Below are 24,170 nucleotides of genomic sequence, written 5' to 3'. Positions count from 1 at the left end.
TCTTCAGTGCCTCCAGTTAGGCGCCGATACCCATCTTCGGCTGCTCTTGCTTTTGCTGGCTGGCAGGAGCGGGACGGCTAATTCTCCACAGCGTATACATCAGCGCAATAATGCCCACCGAGCTTGCCGCCATAATGACATACCGGAGACTTCCATCCGGCAGACCGCCGCTGTTCCAAATGATGTAGTAAGACGCGAACAACACATACTCGTTCACAATCGTCAGCCAAATCGAACGGTGCCAGACATAGAGCAGACCGAAAATGACCGCGCCCGCCGTTCCGTACAGCATAAGGGGTAAATCTCCCGAGAAGAAGAGAATGCCATACAGAATACCGGTCACAAGCATCGCTACAGGCAGCGGCACCGCCCGGCGCAGTTCGTTAAAGATCAATGCGCGGAAGAGCACTTCCTTATACAGCGAGTTGATTACAAAAAAGCTGAAAAATACCCAGGGTTCCAACCTAAGGAAGAAGCCTACAATCCCATCAAATCCAGGCGCGGCCTTCGCGACCTGGGGAATGGTGAACACGCTCATAATCCACAGTCCCATGCATACCGCGAGCAGAATGCTGAGCACCTGAGCGGAGACGGTCGTCTTTTTGAACTGGGCGATCGCGATCAGGTCTTTTTTATAAAACAGCTTCAGTACCAGATAGTAAATCGGCATGGCTAGCAATGCGTTCGCATACAAGCCGATAATGCCGTGATTGCTGAGCTCGGGATATTTCGGCAGCACCGCCCGCTCCCAGATTTCGACAAGCACCTGCAGCAAACCATAGTAAATCACCACATATACCGCGAGATTCCCAACCATGATTGCGTACGGCTTGACGTAGGCGCCTCCTTTGTACATGTACAGAAGCGTCCCTACAATGAGCAGCAAGCTGGCCACGAGCACAACTTCAAGCACAAATGTCGGCAGCTTGGCCATCGCATCCACCATACCGGCCCGATCCGCGATCATAATAAGGCAGTTGACGATAGCGCCGATCGCGATCGTAGACCAGAGCGACTGCATCCGGTGATACACAAGGCAGTAGAGAATGCTGAGGAAGAAGGCCGTTACCGACACCCAGAAATTTGGCTGAAAATAACCATAGATGGCTGAGCTCAGCAGCACGGATACCCATACCGGCATCTTGGATTTCAAGGCATTGAACACAATGCCCCGGAACAGCAGCTCCTCGAAGAAGACGGCTAGAAAGCCCACACCCGCCAGGACATACAGGAAATTGTCGGCTGTGCCGAACAAGTTGACATAATTCTCGAAATCTTGAGTGTTGCTGCGGACGAAGTCCAGATTCATCAAGGACAGGTACAGGAACGTACCTCCGAGCCCCATGATTGCGACTTGCAGCCACTGACTCTTGTTCAAGGCGGTAAATCTCGCTGTGCGGATAATGCCCGGCTGCCTTCCGCCGGTAATTGCCGTATGCACGCGGGAGATAATCAGGAACACAACGAACACGATACCCATGACGAAGCTTAAAAAGACCGGAATATTACGCTGCATATACTCCCGATAAGGGGCGAACGATTGGATGACCAGCTTTTCGTGCAAAGTATAGATTGCGAAAAAAGTAACCAGATACACCGCCGCATATAGCAGCGACCGGCCAATTGAGAACACTTTGGTTGTCATTGTGCAACGCCTCCTTCAACTAGTAGTTGAGGCACCTCGAACAGGTGCGATGTTCCCGTCTCCTCCAGCAGACGGGACAGCCGCAATCTGCGCTCCTCGAAATTCGTTCCTTTTGTATCAAACTGGCTGAGCAGCATCTCCCAGCCTAGGTGAAGCTGCTCCTCGGTCGGCTTAAGACCCGTTCGCCGCAGCTCTTGCACAAGCGCCTCCACCTTACGGTAAGGCTCCAGCACGCCGAGGCGGTAAGCTTCAAGCTCCGCGCAGCCATTTGGCGTAGCGACAGCGATGCCTAGGCAGCGCGGCAGGAAGAGCGCCGGGCCTGACGCCGGGCTGCCTTCCCGGCGCTGGGCGGAGATCGCCGGGCCAGTGGCACGGCCGTCTTCCCGGCGCTGGCCGGAGAGCGCCGGGCCAGTGGCACCGCTGTCTTCCCGGCGCTGGCCGGAGAGCGCCGGGCCAGTGGCACCGCTGTCTTCCCGGCGCTGGGCGGAGAGCACCGGTTCGGTGCCCTCCGCTTCCGGCCGAGTGACTGCGTGGTCTTGAACACCGGACCCGCTCTTGGAAGCTGCCGCGCCGGTGTTCCCCTGCGGCTTCGCGCCGGGGAGATGCTCTTGGCTCGGCAAGGCAGACGCCAAAGGCAGCCGGCCCGGCTCGTCATCACTGGACCACACGGTAAGGTCCGGCGCATAAGACCGCAGCAAGCCGGTCAGAACGCGGCCGGGACCCAGCTCGGCCGCTTGCCTAACGCCGAATGAGCGAATCGCGTCCATACATGCGGCCCAGCGAACCGGCTCCGTCAATTGCGAAGCCAGCAGCCGGATATAGCTTTCATGCACGCTCTCATGAGGCTGTCCGGTTACGTTGGAGAGCACTGGCCATTTTGGCGTGTGAAACCTGCAGCTCTCCAAGCGCTCCCGAAATCGCTCCGCCGCTTCCCCCATCAAAGGGCTGTGGAAAGCCGCGCTAACCTGCAGCGGAATAAAGCGGGCCGAAGGATCCAGCTTCGCCAAGATCTGCTTCAGGCGAAGCAGCGCGTCCGGATGCCCTGATACGACTCGTTGTTCCTGTGAGTTGATCCCGGCAATGACAACGATCGACTGCGGCTCACTTGCCCTTGCCAGCGCTTCTTCCAGCTGCTCATCGGAGATGCCGATGCCGCCGATGGCAGCCATGCCTCCCGGACTTGTCCGGGACGCTTCCTGCATCAGCCCGCCGCGTTCGCGGACGAGCTTGACCGCATCCGCGAAGCCAAGGGCGCCGCTGCAGGCGAGCGCCGAGAATTCGCCGAGGCTGTGGCCCGCCCCCACCAGCGGCTCAGGCCCCCCTAGCTCGATCCAGGCCCGGTATGCGGCGACACTGCAAGTCAGAATAGCCGGCTGGGCGTTATCGGTCTGTGTAAGCCGGGTCAAATCGCCTTCATTACACAGATGCTGCACATCCCATCCAAGCGCGTCACCCGCCTCCTCGAATGTCAGCCTCGCGGCTCGTGAACGGGCGGACACACCTTTGGCCATGCCTACGTACTGCGAGCCCTGGCCGGGAAACATCATCGCGAATCCGTTCATTTCAGTCCCTCCCTTGGCTCAGCGGTGTCCGTCTGAGCAGCTGCCGATACTCTGCCGGCCTGCGATTCCTGTGCCATACGGCGGCACCATACCGGAAATGACTGCAGCAGCTCCTTCAGCTTCTCACTGCGGATTTTACCGGCGTTATACTCAAGTTCTATGGCCCATGCTCTGCCGCCCGTCTCAGCAGCGATTATGAGATCTGACCTTTCCGTCCATTCCCGCGGCAGCTCCCCGAACAATCCATTTCGGTATAAAAGAAGCAGCGTGGCAGCTTCATTGCCTGGCGGAATCATAATTGACCCTTCCGGGTGGGCTGTTGGCAGTGTTCGAATGTAATCGATCAGCCCCGAGAACCCGTCCATTGTACTCAGATCAATTTCGGCTAGGCGAATGCCCTGGCCGAAACCGGCGACCGGCAGATCGAAGCGCGGCTGGCGGAACATTCGGGCAACCAGTATGACCCAGATGCCGAGCACCGCCGAAGCCGGCTGGATGCGCTCGCCTTCGGCAATTTCGCGCAGTTCCCGCACCGTAGCTTCATCAAGCGTGAGACGCAGGTACGCCCGCGATTGCGGCTGCTGCCCAGCGCCGGGCCGCAGTACATCCGGTATTTGGAGCGGAACCAGCGTTTTGGACGAAGCTGTGTGAGCTTGATCTCCAATTGTCCGGTCGATATGGGCAGCCAGCTTGGCCACGGTTGGATAAGCGAACAGATCCGTTACGCTGACCACTCCGCGTACGTCTTCTTCCAGCCGTTGGTGCAGCTGCACCAACAGAAAGGAATGGCCGCCGAGCTCGAAGAAATTGTCCTGGGTGCCGACCTTGTCCCGGCCGAGCAGCTCGGCCCATAGATCAGCCAGCTTCACTTCCGTCTCCGTTGTCGGCGCGGCATATGCCGTTCCGGTTGACAGCTCGCGCTCTGGTTCCGGCAGCGACTTACGGTCCGCTTTGCCGCTTGCTGTCAGCGGCATGGCTTCAAGCTGCACGAACACTTCCGGGATCATATACGTTGGCAGCCTGTCTCCACAGTGCTTCCGCAGTTCACTAGCCGGGCATGACCGGTCCGCTACGATGTAGCCGACCAGGCGCTGCCCGCCTCGTCCATCCTCCCGCACCGCTGCGACCGCTTCGGATACCGCATCGTGCAGCAGCAGTGTGCGTTCGATCTCTCCAAGCTCAATCCGGTAACCCCGGATTTTCACCTGATCATCGATCCGGCCCAGGTATTGAAGCTGGCCGTCCGCCATCCATCTTGCCAAGTCACCCGTCCGGTACATCACTTCACCCGGCTTATAGGGATGCGGTACGAATCTCTCCGCCGTCAGATCCGGGCGGTTCACATATCCCGCCGCCAACTGCACACCCGCGATGCAGAGCTCGCCTGGTACACCGACCGGCAGCGGTTGTCCGCCATCACTGATGACATACAGCGATGTGTTGTCAATCGGGCGGCCAATCGGGACAAAGTCCAGCTCGCTCTCCGCTTCGCATTCGTGGACGGTAACGTCTACCGTTGCCTCAGTCGGGCCATACAGGTTGATAAGCTTCACTTCCGCAAGGCCAAGCGGACGAAGCAGCGCATAGAAGCGGTCGACATGCGACCGGTGCAGTGCCTCCCCGCTCGCGAACACGTGCTTCAGTGTTCCGAGACGTTCCCGCAGCTGCTCCTGCGGCTCCTGCTGCGCGGCTTCCAGGAATGCTGCGAGCATCGACGGCACAAAGTGCATCGTCGTTATCTTATGCTTCGCGATCGCTTCGGCTATCGCTCCCGGATCTTTCTCCGCATCCGGCTCGAGGAACGCCGCACTGGCTCCTGCCAGCATCCACCAGAACAGCTCCCAGACGGATACGTCGAAGCTGTATGGGGTCTTTTGCAGAACGACATCCTCCTTCCCGAGCGGATACGCCTTCTGCATCCAGTTCAGCCGGTTGATAACCGACCGGTGGCGGATCATGACGCCTTTTGGACGTCCTGTTGAGCCGGATGTGTACAGGATGTAGGCCAGTCCCTCCGGCTTCGCCAAGCCTGCGGGAAGATCAGCAGCTGCGCCGATGTCCTCCGCGGACGATCCCGCATCATCCAGATCCAGCAACCGCGCCTCCGGTGCCGCTTGCTCCGCCACGGACAGCCACTGCCGCTGTGTGCAGACGATGCGAAGGCCGCAGTCGTCCGCCATGTAGCGCAGCCGCTCCGCCGGGAACGCTGGTGGCAGCGGCACATACGCCCCGCCTGCCTTCAGGATGCCGAGCATCCCGGCGAGCATGGCCGATGAACGCTCGGCCATCAGGCCTACGGCCTCCTCCGGCGCGAGTCCGCTGTCCAGCAGCATCCGCGCAATCCGGCTCGCGCGCGCATCCAGCTCGCGGTACGTCAGCGACTCGCCGTCCCCGAACACCGCCGCGATCCGCTCCGGCGTTCGTTCCGCCTGCTGGCGGAACATGTCCGGCAGCGTCAGCTTGTCCGGGAACGCCGCCTCCGTCGCGTTGAACTGCTCCGTCACGACCTGCCGCTCCGCTGCGGACATCAGGTCGATGTCGGCTAATCTAGCTTCCGGCTTCTGCAGCACCGCTGCTGCCAGCCGGATGAAGTGACCCGCAAGCCGCTCGATCGTCTCCCGGCGGAATAATGATGTACGGTATTCAAAACGGCAGATCAACTCGCCTTTTTGCTCCGTTACTTCCAGCAGCAGATCGAATTTGGAAGTGTTGCTGCGGATCGTGCAGGGCTCGAATATCGTATCGCCGCTTGCAACCTCTGGAATACCGGTATTTTGCAGAACGAACATAACGTCAAATAACGGGTTACGGCCGACATCCCGGCTCGCTCCAAGCTTGTCCACCAACAGCTCGAACGGATAGCGGTCATGCTCCAATGCGCCGAGCACACGATCTTTCATATGGTCTACCAGGTCGCTAAATGTTAAATCCCCCGCAAGCTCACTGCGGATGACGACGGTATTGACGAACATACCGATTAATTCCGCCAGATCAGGATGCGGCCTGCCCGCAACCGGACTGCCAATCCAGATGTCCGTCTGTCTCGTGTACCGATGGAGCAATGCCGAGAACATGGCTAACAGGGTCATGTACGGTGTCGCGCCTGAACGGGTGCCGAAATCAGTCAACGCACGGGTCATGGAGGCATCCAGAGCCACCGTCACTTCATCGCCCGCGTAATCCATCCGCTGCGGCCTTGGGAAATCGCTCGGCCACTCAAGTAGAGGGATATCCCCGGACAACGTATCCAGCCAGTAGCGCTCTTGTGCCTGGCAGGCATCAGACTGAAGCCATTTTGCTTGCCAATCCACGTAATCTGGATATTGAACCGGAAGTGATAGAGCAGGCGCTCCCTCATAGTGGGCGATGAACTGACGTGCCAGTACAGCCATGGAGACACCATCTGTTACGAGATGGTGCGCATCCAGCAACAGCAAATGTTCGTTAGCAGCATGTGTCACAGCCGATGCGGCAATCTCACCCGAGAGCCGTACAAGCTTCACGCGTAATAATGGCGGCTCCTGCAGCCGGAATGGCCGAATAAATGCTTGCATGCAGGCTTCCGGGTCCAAAGCCGCTACATCCTCGTGTTCAATCTCAATGACTGACTCCGGCGCAATGCGCTGTATCGGCTGTCCATCTTCCCATTGGAACGATGTCCGCAGCGCATCATGCTGCTGCAAGATTGTCTTCATTGCAGCCAGCAGCCGCTCCTGATCTAGCGGACCACGGATCCTCAGTGCAAAGGACAGATGATACACGGTAGCGTTCTCGTCCATCGATTGCAAAATGAACAAGCGGTTCTGCGCGGATGCCAGCGGATAGCTCATCTTCGCCTGTGCCTTAGGAATTGGCATGTAACCGCTGACCAGACCTGCCGCACGCCGCGCTTCAAGCTGCTGTGCCAATTCGCGCACCGTAGGATGCGCGAACAGCTCACGCAGCGCGAACAAGTAACCGAACTCACGATGAATAACGGCAATCAGCGATGCCGCCGTCAACGAGTGACCGCCCAGCTCGAAGAAATTGTCCTGGGTGCCGACCTTGTCACGGCCGAGCAGCTCGGCCCACAGATCAGCCAGCTTCGCCTCCGTATCCGTTGTCGGAGCGGCATATGCCGTTCCGGCTGACAGCTCGCGCTCCGGCTCTGGGAGCGACTTGCGGTCCGCTTTGCCGCTTGCTGTCAGCGGCATGGCTTCTAGCTGCACGAACGCCTCCGGGATCATGTAGGACGGCAGCCTGTCTCCACAGTGCTTCCGCAGTTCACTAACCGGGCATGACCGGTCCGCTACGATGTAGCCGACCAGGCGCTGCCCGCCTCGGCCATCCTCCCGCACCGCTGCGACCGCTTCGGATACCGCATCATGCAGCAGCAGTGTCCGTTCGATCTCTCCAAGTTCAATCCGGTAACCCCGGATTTTCACCTGATCATCGATCCGGCCCAGATATTGAAGTTGGCCGTCCGCCATCCATCTTGCCAAGTCACCCGTCCGGTACATCACTTCACCCGGCTTATAGGGATGCGGTACGAATCTCTCCTCCGTCAGATCCGGGCGGTTCACATATCCCGCCGCCAGCTGCACACCCGCAATGCAGAGCTCACCTGGCACGCCGACCGGCAGCGGTTGTCCGCCATCACTGATGACATACAGTGACGTGTTGTCGATCGGGCGGCCTATTGGAACAAGGTCCAGCTCGCTCTCCGCTTCGCATTCGTGGACGGTAACGTCAACGGTTGCTTCGGTCGGGCCATACAGGTTGATAAGCTTCACATCAGTCAGGCCGAGCGGGCGAAGCAGCGCGTAGAAGCGGTCGACATGCGACCGGTGCAGCGCCTCCCCGCTCGCGAACACGTGCTTCAGTGTTCCGAGACGTTCCCGCAGCTGCTCCTGCGGCTCCTGCTGCACGGCTTCCAGGAATGCTGCGAGCATCGACGGCACGAAGTGCATCGTCGTTACCTTATGCTTCGCGATCGCTTCGGCTATCGCTCCCGGATCCTTCTCCGCATCCGGCTCCAGGAACGCCGCACTGGCCCCCGCCAGCATCCACCAGAACAGCTCCCATACGGATACGTCGAAGCTGTATGGGGTCTTTTGCAGGATGACGTCCTCCGCTCTAAGCGGATAAGCCTTCTGCATCCAATTCAGGCGGTTGATCACCGACCGATGGCGGATCATGACGCCTTTTGGACGTCCTGTTGAACCGGACGTGTACAGGATGTAAGCCAGTCCCTCCGGCTTCGCCAAGCCTGCGGGAAGATCGGCAGCTGCGCCGATATTCTTGGCGGACGAAGCCGCCAAGCCTGGGCGATCCGGCAAGACATCATTGTCTTGCGTCTTATTCCCGGCTGGTCCAGCCGATTCTATTGATCCGGCTGCAGCTTGGTTCGATTCCACCTTACCCGTCTGTTCCATCGGTTCTGTCGCGTCTTCCAGCGAACCCGCATCATCCAGATCCAGCAACCGCGCCTCCGGTGCCGCTTGCTCTGCCGCGGACAGCCACTGCCGCTGCGTGCAGACGATGCGAAGACCGCAGTCGTCCGCCATGTAGCGCAGCCGCTCCGCCGGGAACGCTGGCGGCAGCGGCACATACGCGCCGCCTGCCTTCAGGATGCCGAGCATCCCGGCGAGCATGGCCGATGAACGCTCGGCCATCAGGCCCACGGGCTCCTCCGGCACGAGGCCGCTATCCAGCAGCGTCCGCGCAATCCGGCTCGCCCGCGCGTCCAGCTCGCGGTAGGTCAGCGACTCGCCGTCCCCGAACACCGCCGCGATCCGCTCCGGCGTTCGCTCCGCCTGCTGGCGGAACATGTCCGGCAGCGTCAGCTCGTCCGGGAACGCCGCCTCCGTCGCGTTGAACTGCTCCGTCACGACCTGCCGCTCCTCCTCGGACATCAGGTCGATGTCCGCCAATCTCGCTTCCGGCTCCTGCAGCACCGCTGCTGCCAGCCGGACGAAGTGACCCGCCAGCCGCTCGACCGTCTCCCGGTGGAACAGCTGCTCATTGTACTCCCACACGCAGCTAAGCGCGCCGGAGGGCTCCGGGAATACGTCCAGCTTGAGATCCAGCTTCGCCGTTCCTGTCTCTACTTGAAGCTGAGCGAAATGGCAGCCTCCCGCTTCGAACCGGACATTCGCCGTCTCCGCCTGATTATGGTATACAAGCATGGTATCGAACAAAGGATTGCGTGACAGTTCCGTCCGCTCGCCCGACAGTTCAATCAGCCGCTCATACGGAACTTCCGCATGGCTAAGCGCATCCCACAGCTTGTCCTGTGCTAGACGGCGCAGCTCAATGAAGGACATGTTCCCATCCGCCAACAGCCGGATCGGGATGAAATTGTTGAACATGCCGACCATCCCAAGCGTACCCGGGAGGGTTCGTCCTGCTACAAGCAAGCCAATCGACAACTCTGACTGGCGGGCATACCTGCTTACCGTAAGTGCATGCAAGCTCAGCAGCAGCGAAGCCATCGTTGCCGAGTCCTGCCGTGCCTGGCGCTCCCATCCCTGTACCGTATCCGCGGGTACTTCCAATCTTACTGTGCCGCCTTTGTAAGTGCGCCGGGCAGGCCTGGACGCCATATCCGGCCACTGCAGCGCAGGGAATGCCGTACCCAGCTGTTCCTTCCAGAACGACTCGGATTCAGGCTTCCAGAACGGAGCCTGACTGTGCTCCCATACCGCATAGTCAATGTACGATTGGCCCGGAGCCGGTAGTGACTCTCTCCCAAGAAGAGCGGCGAACTCCTGCATCAGCACATTCATGCCGATACCGTCAGCCGCAATATGGTGTACGTTCAGCAGCAGCAGATGGCGGCTCGCCCCGTCCGTCCACAATCTAGCCCGGAGCATAGGTGGACGGGACAGATCGAATGGAGCCAGCGAATCACCAAGCCCGATGTGCTCCGGTGTGCCTGGATCAGGAAAATCCGCCGCTTCGCACGCATACACCTTCCAGTCAGCGTCAATCTCTCCAGGAGGGTGTATCTGCTGTACAAGCTCTCCTTGATCCCAATGATAAGAAGCACGCAGCATCTCATGCCTGTCAATTAACGCTTGAAGTGCCTCTCTAAGGTGTTCCGGCACAAGCGGCCCTTCAGCCGTCAGCGCAACCGGAATATGATAAGCGCAGCCAATATCCTCCGCCTGCTCTGCCAGCGCCATTCGCCGCTGCGCAACCGTCACCGGGTAGCGGCCATCGGCACGAAGTGCTGCGGACGGCAAGCTGTCCGGCCCCGGAGACGCCTGGTGAACTTCACGCTGAATTCGCGCCAGTAGCAGCCGCGGTGTGGGGCATTCGTACAGGTCGCGGAACGACAGCTCGACGCCCCATTCCCTGCGAATGCCCGCCAGCGCTTGTGCAGCTTTTAATGAATTCCCCCCAAGCTCTTGAAAATGATCGTCCGCTCCCACAAAGCTCATGCCCAGAGTCTCGCGCCATAACGCCGCAAGGCGATGCATATCAGGGTGTTCGCTGTCTGCGATTGAAGCGGACGGTGCTGACGAACCAGATTGCGCCGCAGTCGCAGCCGCAGCTGCCTCCGCTTCGGACCGCAGCAATTCCAGCTCACTTAACACCTCATCCCATTCCCCGGCGATCAGCCGTTCGGCCAGCTTATAACGCTGGATTTTGCCGCTCGTTGTCCGAGGCAGCTGGCGCACCGGTACGACTCGTCCGATATCAAGACCCGTCTCGCGGTTCAATTGCCGGCGAAGCCGTTCGGCCGTCGCGGCGAACTTCTCAAGCTTGCCGCGATGCTGCACGAACAGAATAACCTCCTCTTCTCCCTTGGACGGATGCGGAACACCGCACGCGGCCGCTTTTCCATAACCAACACCCTCGACCGCTTCAGCCCGCTGTTCAAGATCATGCGGATATACATTGCGGCCCCGAACAAAAATAATATCCTTGTGACGGCCGGTAATAACCAGCCTGCCGCCAGACATATATCCGATATCGCCTGTACGCAGCCAGCCCTCGGGACTTATTGCCCGCCCGGTCGCTTCCGGAGCGTTATAATAGCCTGCGGTGACATTCAGTCCGCGAATGAGAATATGACCGATCCGCCCGTCAGGCAGCGGCTTGTCCGATTCGTCTGTGATCCGAACCTCGCAGTCCTGAACAGGACTCCCGACATCCACGAACGACACCGAACGTTCATCTCCCTCCTCGGCCATGCGGACTTCCCCGCCGATCCGGAGCGATTCCGGATGCAGGCGGACAGAGGTCAGCCGTTCCCCGGCAGGCGGGAAAGTAACTGCCAGTGTCGCTTCGGCCATCCCATACACCGGGAACATAGCCCCTGGAGAAAGACCATGCGGCGCCATCTCTGACACGAACATCTCGGCCCATTCCGCTGATATCGGTTCCGCACCGTTGAAGATCAGCCGGACACAGCTTAAGTCCCAGCCTTCCACCCGCTTGGATTTATAAGAGGCAAGAAAATGCCTGTAACCGAAATTCGGCGAGGCGAGCGACGTAATCCGGTGCTCATGGGCCTTGGAGAGCCAGAGCATCGGGTCCAGCATGAACTGTGATGGACGCATAATATACTGATCCATGCCTGCATAGATCGGAGTCAGGTGGAAGCCGATTAACCCCATGTCATGCGTCAGGGGCATCCAGCTAAGAGAAGAATCATGCTCGGTTGTTCCCGAGCAGTTCACAATCGCCGCCATATTTGACAGCAGGTTCGCATGGGTCAGCACGACCCCCTTGGGGTCGCCGGTAGAGCCCGACGAGAATTGAATAAAGGCAGTGGCTCCCGAAGCAGGCCGGTAAGGAAGCCTGTCTTCGTCATTCTGCCCGCCGGCCAGTCCTTGTGCCAAAAGCTCGTCAGCCACCGCATCCGTGATCTCTTCTTCCGTATACAGGACATCTTCCAGAGCCAGACTGCGCCCAGCTGCCCAAGGCTCATCTTCAACCTCGGCGAAGTCAGGCTCCGACAGCAGCCAAGGACGGTTCAACCGTCCCCAGACCTGCCGAAGCTTGGTAAGATGCTCCTCGCTGCCGCCCGCAGCCAGCGGTACAGGCACCATTCCACCAACTACACAGCCCCAAAATGCGATAACGAAGGTCCGCGGATCTTCCACCCGAATGACGACCTCATCCTGAATCTGGCAGCCTTGGGCCCGCAAGCGGGATGCTGCACGCAGACTACGGGCGTACAGCTCGCGGTAGGTCATACGGGCTTCGGATTTTTTTTGAATGAACACTATGCTCTTCCCGGTACCGGCTCCATGGGCCAGCACCTCCGTCAAATTGCAGAACGGCTTCATCGTACAACTCCTCCCAAGCGGGTATAGTGCCGTCAATCGGCATTCATGCTATCCTGCAAAAGCTAAACTTATCTTGCTTCCAGCAATTCCGTTCTGTGCAGTTCACCGCGAAGATATTCAGGCAGCAATGTGGCCCCCTCGCCCTGCTGCCAATAAAAGTGGCCGCCCGGCATGCGTACAATCCGGCAGTCTGCCTCCGTATGACGCTGCCAGCCTGCCATCTCCGCATCCGTCCATTTCTCTTCAGCACCGGCCAAAGCTGTGAAGGTCCATGGCAGCGGCTCGCGTTCCTCGTACCTGTAAGTTGCCACCAGCTTGAAATCCGCGCGCAGGATCGGCATGAACACATTCTTCAGCCCCCTGCTTGCGAATAGTTCGGGTGAAGTTGCTCCCATCTCCAGAATCCGGCTCTCGAATGCATCGTCCGGAAGCTCATGGATTGGATCTTCAGGCGGGGCAAGATCTGGCGCTGGCCTGCCTGAGAAGAAGATCGCGTCAGGCGCTGGGAGTCCCCGGTCCCGCAGCAAGCGGAGTGCTTCGAACAGGATCATGGCGCCCATCGAATGGCCGAAGACGGCGTAGGGCGCGCCCCCGCTCTCCTGGACCAGGCGTGCGGCAATGTCCTCGGCCGCTTCTGCCATATCCTTGTAGAATGGCTCGCCCATTCGAACGCCGCGTCCTGCCAGCTCGAGAGGGACACAGCATAGGTGTGGACCGAGGATTCTTTTCCACTTCATATAAATAGCAGCCGAAGCTCCCGCATACGGCAAGCAGATCAACTTCATGCAATCTTCCCCATTTCCAGCTTGATGAGTTTGTCGGCCATGTCGAAATAACGGTCGTCATGCGTGATGACGATGACACATTTGCCCTTGCTCCGCAGATCCGGCAGCAGTGTGGTATAGAAATAGGCGCGGTACTCCGGGTCCTGATCCGCCGCCCACTCATCGAACAGGCAGATCGGCTTATCGTCAAGGTAACTGACCAGCATAGCCAGACGCTTCCGCTGCCCGGTGGACAGCCGGGTCGTACTGAAATGCCCGTCGCGAATCGTAACTTTCTCTTGCAGGCCTAGCAGCTGTAAATAAGCTTGCGCTTCCTCTTCCTTCTCCGCGAAATCAATCCCGTAGAGGCGGTCGAACAAGTAAGCATCACTGAAAATCGTTGATACATAATCCCCGATTTCACCCGCATTCAGCGGTACGCCATTCAGTCTCATACTCCCGCCCTTCGGCTCGTACAGGCCCACAAGCAGCTTGGCAAGCGTTGATTTGCCGCTGCCGTTACCGCCGACGATGAATATCAGCTCGCCTGAGCGCAGGGCCAGATCGACCGGACCGACAGCGAACGACTTGTCTCCGTCTTGTCCGCCGTAAGCGTAGACGGCTTCTTCCAGACGCAGCTCGAGTCCCAATGCGGGATCCGGCACATCCGGAACAGCTCTCTTCTCCTGCAGCGCCGACAGCTCCTCGGAGATGTTACGTAGCCGGCTCCAGCTGATTCTGGCCTGAAAAAGCTCGGGCATCGAGTTGAGAATCGACGTCAGCGGTCCCGCCATATAGAGGAAGACGAACACGAAGCTGCGCAGCTCGCCGCCCCCGATTCCGATGAACAGCAGAGGGAAGGTGAACACAACAGTACCGATAACGGCCGCGAACAGCATGTCGCCGAAGACAATGACGCCAGCCACCTTGCTCTCCGCCTTCATCCGCTTGTCCCGATAGGACCCGCAGGTGTCCCCCATGTCGTCCCGGAATGCTGTCGCCTTATTGCGGTGAAGATAGAGTTCTTTGAAGCCATGAATGAGGTCGTGAATAAATTTGAAGAATACGTTCTGAATGTCTCTTGCTTGTCCCCAGAGCTTGTCGGCCGAGCGCAGCACAGCATAGAAACCCGCCGACGCCAACGTTACAACGCCGATGGACAGCAGAAAGCCTGCCAGGTTAATAAGCGCCAGGTAGACGAATCCCGCTAGAATCGTAACCGTCCAGGTCCCGATGCTGACCAGCTTGTTCGCAAAAGCACTGACGATTTCCGTATCGTTGTTCAGGCTCGTCTCGATTTTCCCGCGCTCCAATGCTTCCATCTTCTCGTAAGGGGCGCCTAGAATGGTGTCCACAATCTGCATCCGTTTCTCGTACACCATCTCATTCGTCAGCCGGATAAGCCGGGAACGCAGCAGACGCTGTCCGCAGATGAACACAAGCATGCCCAGGACAAAATAGGGAAGCAGCTGAAGCCGGGCGTCTCCTTGTGCGGCTATCGCCGCGTTAAGCACAAAGATCATCGAGGCGTTACCGACGCCGCTGATGATGCTAAGCAGTAGAAGCGCGGCATAGGGCCGCTCTCCTGCTTTGGGATAGCGGAACGTCAGAGCCAGATAGACGCCGAACAGCAGCCCCAGAGCAAATACCGATCCCGCAACGAATACTTCCGTCAGAGAAGCATCTGCCCAGAGCTTCGCGGCGGAGCGCCCGGATGAAGAGAACAGCCAGGCAGAATCGTACACGCAGTACCCGAACCAGCCGAAGAATCCAGCTCCGATTAATAAGGAGCCTGTGACTCCGCGGGCATCCGCTATTCGCTGCCGCTTACCTGAGCGAATGCCGGCCAGGGCGATAACAATGGATCCCATGGCAGCGAGCAGCCCTGCTCCCAGAATGACTAACCAGATTAGTGCCGCATTCGGCATGAATGGCCCCACCTTTCCCAATTTCCATAGATGCACCGATCCGGCGCCAGACCATACACCAGCACTAGCTTGCAGTCTCGGCAGTGGCAGCTGCCGCTTTTGTTGTATATTGGCTCAGCTCACGTATGGTATAGCACTTCAGGAAGTCTTCAGGTGAGATGAGAAGTCCCCGCTGCTCCATCTCGATTTCAAGCTTGACCGCGAGCAGAGAATGGCCTCCAAGCTCAAAGAAGTTATCGTTCACGCCCACCGTCTCCACTTCCAGCAGTGCCTTCCAGAGCTCGACAAGCTCAGCCTCTACTTCATTCGCCGGAGGCTCATATTCCGCATCCGAATGGACAACTGTCAGTGGATTCGGCAGCGCGGCAGCGTCCACCTTGCCGTTGGACGTTACGGGTATCGCGTCCAGCCGGACGAAATAAGATGGAATCATGTAGCCCGGCAGGTCCTGGCTCAGATAATCGTGAAGCGCGCGATACGGAAGCTCCTCGGCTGCCGCATAATAGGCGCACAACGCCCGCTGCCCGGAGCCGTCCGGACAGTCAAGAACGACGCACTGGCTAATGTCAGGATGCCGGAGCAGCTTCGCCTGAACCTCCCCGAGCTCGACCCGGAATCCGCGGATTTTCACCTGACGGTCCACACGGCCAAGGAACTCTATGTTGCCGTCCGGCATCCATTTGGCCATATCGCCTGTGCGATACATACGCGCACCCTCTGCCTGCCCGAACGGATCAGCTATGAACCGCTCTCTTGTCAGCCCCGCGTCATGGTAACCGCTCGCAAGACACGCCCCGCCAATGAATAGTTCTCCGCGGGCCCCGACCGGACAAGGCTGCATCTCCCGGTCCAGAATGTAATACTTGGCATTGCGAATCGGCTTGCCGTACGGAATGCTCTGCCACTGCGGATCGATCTCTTCCACCTCGTAATAGTTCGACCAGATACAGGCTTCGGTCGCACCGCCCAGCGCGGCTACCCGGCTGCCCGGGAACAAGCGCCGAAGCTGCTCGGGCAGTGTCAGCGGAATCCAGTCCCCGCTTAGCAGGAACCTGCGTACCGGAGCCGCCTGGCCTTCGTATTTATCGAAGAAGGGAAGGCTCTGAACAAGCGCCGCCGGAGCGGAGTCCCATATCGTGATGCCGCGGGCCGCCATTCGCTGAGGCCACGTCTCCGGTCTGCGGACATCCTCTTCAGGTACAATATCGATCGCTCCACCTGCCGCAAGCGTGCCGAACACATCGTACACAGACAAGTCAAAGCAGAGCGAGGTTATAAAGAAGAGCCTGTCTTCAGCACCTATGCCAAAGGATTTGTTCACCCAGTCGATCGTGTTGACAACCGGACGATGGGACACGATGACGCCTTTTGGCGTTCCTGTCGAGCCGGAGGTGAAGATGATATACGCCGTTCCCGATGGATCGGCCGCTTCGGGCAGACCTGCTGCATCCTCCAGCTCTATATGACGCTTGGTATAGTAGATAATGCCTTCTTGCTGTAAATCAGCAGCAGGAACGAACCCCTCTGGTGTGGCGATACTCGAATCAGACACAGCAGACTTCGTCAGCACGACGTCATACCTGAAGCGAAGCTCGTTCTTGAACCCTTCCGTCCGCTTGTGAATTTCTGCCTTCAAGCCGGATAACCGCCCGGCAAAACCGGCGAAAAACTGCTCATGCACATATAAATGCTGATCCAATCCGACGCGGGTATTGTAATAAGTGCCATGGCTGCGCTTGAAGCCTTCCAGTGAAGCCCGGAACTCCTCCTTCGCCGACTCGTCCGGTACGTCCGCCACAATGATGGCCCCGCCTGGACGAACGATCCGTACCGCTTCCCGAAGCACGTGTTCAAGATACATATAGTCCGGGAAAAACTGAATGGCGCTTGGAAGCAGCACGACATCATAAGACTCGTCTGCCATGCCTGAAATCTCATCAGCGAAGCCTGTTAGCAGCTGAAGCCGTCCGGCATCCCACCCTTGTGTGTCCCGCTGACTCAGGTTCTTGTCCTGTGTCTGCGAAGACGGGTCAAGACCCGTATATCCGGCAAAGCGCTCTGCCAGCTCGAACATAATGAGACCGGAGCCGCAGCCGATTTCCAGCGCCGTCTTCCCTTCGCCAGCGAACGGGGCTGTTAATCCGACAACCCGATCCCGGTATTCGTCCACTTCCGTCTCAGTTAAATACAGCCCGGTATAGGAGCTGATGAAGCCGCCTGCTGACACCCGGTCATGGGCCTTCGCCGCCAGATCATCAAACATCCGGACAACCGACTCCCGCTCAGGATGGGAGATGCCCGGTGTATCCCCTTCATCATCAAGGAGCACCACTTGGCGGAGCGGCGAGATCATCCATGGAAGGTCTGCCAAAGAAGTGAACACATCACGCTGGGTCACGATACAGGCAGCTTGAACCTGCTCCAGTACCGTCTGCACCCGGCGTTTCGGCCAGGATGTCTCAATTGGCACGTAAGCCCCGCCGGCTTTCAGAATTCCGAGCGCACCCACGAGCATATCGAATGAGCGTCTGCACAGCAGCGCAACTCGGGTCTCCGGGCCGACGCCCGCTTTTTGCAACAGCCTTGCCAGTTGGCTCGACCGCTCGTCCAGTTCACGGTACGTAATTGTACTCTCGCCATACATCGCTGCGACAGCATCCGGGGATTGAGATGCCTGCTCCATGAACAAACGATGAAGCGTGCGGTCACTAGGGAAGGGGGCATCTGTATCGTTGAACACCCGTATCACTTCATCCCGCTCGGATTCATCCAGCAGCCGGATTGACGAGAGTGGGGCATCCAGATTGCCGAGCAGACCATTCAGGGCCAGCAGCACCCGGGAAGCCACCTGTTGTGCGAACATGTCTGAGTAGCGCCGCGGGTTGAAGCGGACCTCCAACGTCCAGTTCCCTTCCTGCTGTGCGAACCAGAACACGACATCTGCTGTCGCCTGTTCCAGTATCCCGCTCTTATGTAAGCGCTCGCATCCAACAGCGATGGGAATCGGGAAGCTATCAGCCTCCTCCAGAGTGCTCCAGCCCCGATCGGCTGCGAGCTGGGCGAACGGGTAGTTCTGATGATCCAGAATTTCCGCCAAGCGGTTCTTCAGTGCGTTCAGATTCTCACGAACAGAGTGCTCCGGATCCAGGGTAAAAGGGAATGGAAGCAGCTGATTGATAACTTGAGCATCCTCTTGCGCCGGCCCATCGAAGACGGGAGTCACAAGCAGTACCTCCTGCACATAAGCGTATAATCTGGTCACAAGCTGAACGCCGCTTAGCAATACCAGAAAGGCAGCGATGTCCGATCCGCCTGACAAAGCGTGGATTCTGCCGGACAGCTCAGCCCCGAACGTTGTCCGATATTCCGCGGTCTGTGGCTGCTCCCGATCGCCGAGCCGGAGATCCTCGGGCAAGCGCGTCAGCTCGCGGTCTCCTTCAAGCAGTTCGGACCAGAACTGCCTCTCTTTATCCCATTTTCCGCTTGATAACAGCTTGCGAATTTCTAACGCATCCATTTCAATTTCCTCCCTATTGGCTGCAATGTAGTTCCAGTACTTCTCTATACGATTGAAGTCTTGAGGCAACGGCCGTCCGTGACTGCTTCTACAGCATTGGAGTCGTTCGCCTCGTTACGTATCCCTGTGTGTTTTTATAAGTGAGTTAAATGGCTTAGCTTAAGGTAACAGCATTGCCTGCAGAATGGCCGTGCCTTCGCCTAGCGGGTATGCTCCAATCGTCTTGCGTTCTCGTCCTGGGTGCGGATTGAACGCTCATATTCCTCCAGCATGCGCTCGATAACGAGCGATTCCGCCGATTTCAGTGCCTTCAAACGGTCGATGAGCTGCACCATATGCCTGTCGTCGTTGCTCATCATATGCTTCAGCTTCAGATTGCGGGCGAGCATCGCGGATTGTTCGACTTCGCGGTATTCAGCGGCAACCTCGCCGGAGAACGTGAAGTAACCTTCCTCCTCCATGTACGCCAAGCGGCGGTTCATCATTTTTTTATGCTCCCACAGCACATAGAAAGGACGGTGATCCACAAAGGTCTGGCGCGCCAGTTGACGTTCGGACTCATGGATCATCCAGTCATATGTCTCAATTCCCCAAGTAGGCGGAATGTCGTGAGGCTCTTCAAACGCCAGCAATCTTCGACTCGAAGGTCTGGCGTACAGGTAATCTTCCATTTGCTCCATCACCCAAGGCACCTGAAACGGATAGAGAGATTTGAAGGTTTCATTCAGACGGTACAGGTGCAAGTATCCCGTATAGTTGAACGGATCCGGGTCGATCCCCTGGTACGCCATCTCCATGTCGTCATAGCTGACCAGTGTATTGCCATAGCTCTGGTTCGCCAAATAGGCGGAGACATGGAACATACGGCTGTCGTCATCGTAACCATAGATCATCAAGCCATGTGGATTGGAACGATTCTGATAAGCGACAGTTCCGGGAATATAGTAGTCGTCTACGAAAGTTACCACATATTGACCGTCATCAATGCTTCGGCGGACGAACTCGCCAAAGCTCGGGGCCCACCGCTTGACAAATCCCCGGTTCAAGCGCGGGGAGCCGCCTACAGTCGGCACCAGGTGAACGTCGGGATTCTGCGTGAAATAATCTACCATGGATGTGTCGGACCAGTGTCTTACATGCAGCTGGATATAGTGGCTATACACCCATCTCAGCGCATCCTTGTCCGTATACATGATCGATAGAAAGTAAGACAAATGCGCGTAGGAAGTCAGGTCCGGGGTGGCGATTGGCAAAACTTTACGATTAGACATCCACTATTCCTCCATTTAATAGACTAGAATTGAAAATCGAGCTTATGGCTGGAAGCCGGGATAGCCCGGTACCCTTCCGTCAAGTCCACCTCGGCAAGCGGATCATTCGGCTGCTCCGAAAGCTTGACCAGCAGCTTCCGGAAGTCCTCCGCCAGACGCTCCACCGTTGTTCTTTTGAACAGGGCACTCGCATAGGTCACCCATAGCATCATGCCCTCTGCATGCTCCCATGCCTGGAACACAAGATCGAATCGCGACCATTTCTCCTCCAGGACGTGCGGTCTCCATTCGATCTGCCCTTCCCGGCTGAGCTGCGGCTCCAGATTCTGCAGCACGAACATCGTATCGAACAGCGGATTCCGCGATTTCCCGTGCACCTTCAAGCTGCGGACAAGACGCTCGAACGGATAGTCTGCATGCGCGTAGTCCCCGGCTACCTCCTCCTTCACATTCCGGGCGAACTGCTCAAACGTCAGTTCTCCGTCTACCCGGCAGCGATGGGCCAAGGTATGCACGAACATGCCGACCATATCCCGCGTGTGCGGAACATCTCTACCCGCGTGCAGCGAACCGACGACCGCCTCTTCCGAACCCGTCACCTTCGACAGAAGGACACAGTAGGCTGCGAGCATGGTTAAGTGAACGGTAGCTCCGCACCGCTCAGCCAGCTTGCGCACAGCTTCCGCTGCCTCCAGGTCCCATTGGATGGACAGCGTCCCGCCTTCATAACTGCGCTGCTCGGTTCGCGGAAAGTCAATCGGCAAGTCTGGTGTTCCCGTGTAATTCTCGAACCGGTGCGCCCAATACGCTTCATGCTCAGGGGATGGCTCCCTCTGATGCAGCCATTCGCAGTAATCCTTGTATTGCAGCTTCAGTGCCGACGGTTCGCGCCCGGTCATGAATGCGTTCAGGTCGTCCAGCAGCAGGCCAAGCGATACACCGTCCGCAATAATATGGTGAAGCTGGAGAAGCAGCAGGCTGCGGCCATCTGTGCATTCCGCCAGCGCAGCCCTAAGCAGCGGCGGCTTGTCCAGCGCGAAGGATTCTTCGAATCTTCCGGTCAGCTCTGTCAGCTGTTCCGGGGATACCTGAACCCTCTCCAGGCGGAATGTCACGGACGGATGCACGATCTGCACCGGCTCGGACCCTTCCCAGCCGAACGATGTTCGCAGCGGCTCGTGGCGTTCAATTAGCCGGACAAATGCGGCTTCCAGCTGCTCGAATTCTGGCGCGGGAGACAGCCAGAAAGCAAATGGCATTACGTACAGCGTGCTGCCGGGCCTTACGCTCTCGATGGTGAACACCCTCGTCTGTGCGGGAGACAGACGGTAGCCCGTCCTCGCGGGAGCCGGCATGATCACGTCTACACTTTCCGTGAACCGAAGCTCATCGATGCGCGCCGCCATTTCCGACAGTCTGGCATACCGGAAGGCTTGCTCCAGCGGCAAGTTAACCTGAAAAGTCTCATAGATCAGACCGGACATCTTCGCGGCTCGCATAGAGTGGCCGCCGATTCTGAAGAAGTCGTCATCTCGTCCCACCGCTTCAATGCCAAGCAGCGAAGTCCAAATCGCGGCCAACCGGCTTTCGGTATCGCTCAGCGGTGTGCTGTCTTCTGGCGACTCTTCTCCGGCCGACTGCAGCGGTAAAGCGTAAAGTGCCGCGAGATCCGGCTTGCCGTTCGGCGTAAGCGGGATGCTTGGGACCTCCAACCAATAAGCGGGTATCATAAAAGCCGGCAAGCGGCTTCCTATCTGCTCCTTGAGCAGCTCGGCATCAACCTGGCTATCCGGATGAATCGAATAGAAGGCAGCAAGCGCGGGTTCCCCGTGCGCATCAGGCCGCACAGCCACCACGGCCTCTTTGATTCCTGCCTGCGAGACAAGCGCGTGCCGCACTTCCTCCGTTTCAATCCGGAATCCGCGTATTTTGACCTGCCGGTCGACCCGCCCCAAGAATACAATCTGGCCGTCCGGTGTCCAACGAGCCAAGTCGCCCGTCCGATATACTCTTGTACCATCCGAAGGAAGACGGACGAACCGGTCGGCCGTCATCTCCGGCTTGTTCCAGTAGCCACGCGCTACACCGGTGCCTGACACAACGAGTTCGCCTGCCGCCCCTGCCGGGAGCGGCTGCAGCTGCTCGTTCACGATATGTACTTGCATATTGGGCAGCGGTCCGCCGATAGGCACAAGCGCCGAGGAAGGCAGCAGCTGAGCACTGCCGTCCCAGGCAGTGGCGCAGACCGTTGTCTCGGTCGGTCCGTAAGCGTTCACATAAGTCACCCGATCATGCCATAGATCCAGCAGCTCTTTTCCCGATTCGGAGCCTGCCGTTACGAGAAGCCGAAGGGATGGCATCCTCTCCGGATTCAGATGGACCGCATAGGTTGGCGGAAGCGTAGCCACCGTAATCTCCTGTTCCTGCGTCCATAGCTCAAACCGCCGAAGATCACCCACAATATCCGGTGTGGCAATATGCAGCTCGCCTCCGGTGAGCAGAGCCATCGCCATCTCCCATATGGATGCGTCGAAGGAAGTACTGGCAAATTGCAGCACATGGTCATTGGCGTTAACGCCAAGACTGTTCTCGAAATAACATAACAAATTGCTGACCCCTCGATGCTCAACCATAACACCCTTAGGCATTCCCGTTGAACCAGACGTATACAATAGATAGGCCAAATCGTCCGCAGATGTGACGGGCAACGGTCCGGATAAGTTGTCTTCACTCAATCTAGAAATTCCAGATATGTCAATGATAGCGCCTTCAAATTGCTGGAGTTCATTACATTTGCTGCTGTCGGACACAATTATTGCAGATGCCATGCTGTCGGACAGCATATAAGCGATCCGCTCTGCCGGATATGCTGGATCGATCGGCACATAGACAGCACCCGATTTGAGGACAGCCAAGAAAGCTGCCGGCCAGTCAACAGATCTGCTCATCATGACCGCAACGCGGTCACCTGGAGCGATTCCTTCCTCCTGCAGCCGCCGGGCCCAGCCATCCGACCGCTGGCTTAATTCCAGATAAGTCAGCCTGTCCTCTCCGGCTGCTACGGCAATCCGGTCCTGCAGCTTCTCCGCAGTACGTTCAAACAAACCGTGGATGGTCATGTCCCGGGCATAAGACGCCTGCGTATCATTCCATGCGCGCTGTCTTGAGATCTCCTCGCCGGTTCTCAGCTCCAGTGCAGACATGTCGCAGTCAGGCTGCTCAGCGGCTTGCTCCAGCAGGATGATGAAGCTATCCGCCAATGCCTGCATCAGCTTCGTTCCATACAAGCTCTCGTCATAATGCAGGGCAAGCGCAGCTTCCCCTTCCGGGCTTTTCCCGATATGTAATAACACTTTCCTTTCGTTCGTCTGCGCGAACGATCTTACAAATTCCCTCCCATGTATCGGTTCATATGAATAAGCAAACTGTTCAAGTTCTCTCCACTTATTGTGCAATGCCGGATCACCCGGACCCGTATCCCATCCTTTCGAAGCCCGATAGGCTTCCCGTAATGTCTCGCGCCATTCACCAAGCGCTGCTTTGAAGCTCCTGTCTCTGTCCGGCTTCCCGATCAGTACAGGCACGTTCCGGGCGCCAGCACGATCATCCAGCGGCGGAAGCATCACTGCGAACCTGCTCTCCGAGCGGGAATAGGCTCTTAGCGTTGCGGCCCAAACAGCAAAGTATACAATCATTCGCAGATCGTCGCGAAAGCGGTCATAAACGCCCAGCTTCTCCGTAACCTGTGCGGGAATTCGCATCTCCAGCCTGGTCTTCCGGACTTCCCCTTCAATCCCGTCTGGCTGTATAGGGGGCTCCCCAGCCCATTCAGCCAACACCTTGTCCCAAAATCCGAACGCTTCATGTTCAGACAACCGCTCTTCTACCGTGTTGGATGACACCAGACATCATCTCCCTACTATTCGATTAGGAATTGAACTGACGATAAAACTGACGTAATTCGACAAATAATTACACGAAGTGACATTTTCCATAATAATATACTCAATTGGATATTTTACGTAAATCGTTTTCTCTTTTCAGGTTAACACCGCCTTGGTTATCGGTCAATAGTGCAATTTTGTTAATCTAAGCGGCTGAATTGCAGGACCATTGGCCGCGAATCCACCTGTTTTATGGAAGTTTTATTGGGCTTATTTACCCTTGCCAAGCATGGGGTTTGGCTATGTAATATTAGATGG

Annotated in this window: 8 protein-coding genes; all 8 read right to left on the bottom strand. The window is 57.8% G+C overall.

The features are described from left to right. Nucleotides 1-16: 16 nt before the first annotated feature. The 8 genes from LDO05_RS01325 to LDO05_RS01290 all read right to left on the bottom strand — a co-directional run bounded on the left by LDO05_RS01325 (nucleotide 17) and on the right by LDO05_RS01290 (nucleotide 23,870). Nucleotides 17-1,645 (bottom strand): type II CAAX endopeptidase family protein, encoded by a 1,629-nt coding sequence (locus LDO05_RS01325; protein ID WP_251377101.1) that lies wholly within the window; start codon nucleotides 1,643-1,645, stop codon nucleotides 17-19. After that, nucleotides 1,642-3,207: an ACP S-malonyltransferase gene (fabD, locus tag LDO05_RS01320; RefSeq protein WP_251377100.1), complete on the bottom strand. Its 1,566-nt coding sequence runs from the start codon at nucleotides 3,205-3,207 to the stop codon at nucleotides 1,642-1,644. The genes LDO05_RS01325 and fabD overlap by 4 nt, the downstream gene beginning before the upstream one ends. After that, nucleotides 3,204-12,488, bottom strand: a complete 9,285-nt coding sequence (locus LDO05_RS01315) for a non-ribosomal peptide synthetase (RefSeq protein ID WP_251377099.1) — start codon at nucleotides 12,486-12,488, stop codon at nucleotides 3,204-3,206. Before LDO05_RS01315 ends, fabD begins: the two co-directional genes overlap by 4 nt. A gap of 68 nt (nucleotides 12,489-12,556) precedes the next feature. Continuing rightward, on the bottom strand, nucleotides 12,557-13,273 hold the full coding sequence (locus LDO05_RS01310; protein WP_346657603.1) for a thioesterase II family protein: 717 nt from the start codon (nucleotides 13,271-13,273) through the stop codon (nucleotides 12,557-12,559). Continuing rightward, complete coding sequence (locus LDO05_RS01305) at nucleotides 13,270-15,180, bottom strand: cyclic peptide export ABC transporter (protein ID WP_251377097.1); 1,911 nt, start codon at nucleotides 15,178-15,180, stop codon at nucleotides 13,270-13,272. The genes LDO05_RS01310 and LDO05_RS01305 overlap by 4 nt, the downstream gene beginning before the upstream one ends. 64 nt (nucleotides 15,181-15,244) lie before the next feature. Then, nucleotides 15,245-18,697 carry an amino acid adenylation domain-containing protein gene (locus tag LDO05_RS01300; protein WP_251377096.1) on the bottom strand — a complete coding sequence of 1,151 codons (3,453 nt, stop codon included), beginning with the start codon at nucleotides 18,695-18,697 and terminating at the stop codon, nucleotides 15,245-15,247. Between the two features lie 200 nt (nucleotides 18,698-18,897). After that, a complete protein-coding gene (locus tag LDO05_RS01295; RefSeq protein ID WP_251377095.1) occupies nucleotides 18,898-19,968 on the bottom strand; it encodes a BtrH N-terminal domain-containing protein in 1,071 nt (356 codons plus the stop codon). Nucleotides 19,969-19,991: 23 nt separating this feature from the next. Continuing rightward, the gene (locus tag LDO05_RS01290; protein WP_251377094.1) at nucleotides 19,992-23,870 is read right to left on the bottom strand and encodes an amino acid adenylation domain-containing protein; all 3,879 of its coding nucleotides are present in this window, start codon (nucleotides 23,868-23,870) and stop codon (nucleotides 19,992-19,994) included. Between the last annotated feature and the right edge of the window lie 300 nt (nucleotides 23,871-24,170).

Source organism: Paenibacillus sp. YPG26 (genome assembly GCF_023704175.1).
Classification (GTDB): Bacteria; Bacillota; Bacilli; order Paenibacillales; family Paenibacillaceae; genus Fontibacillus.
The sequence above is the reverse complement of the archived record's forward strand: the minus strand, read 5'-3'. Positions and strand labels throughout refer to the sequence as shown.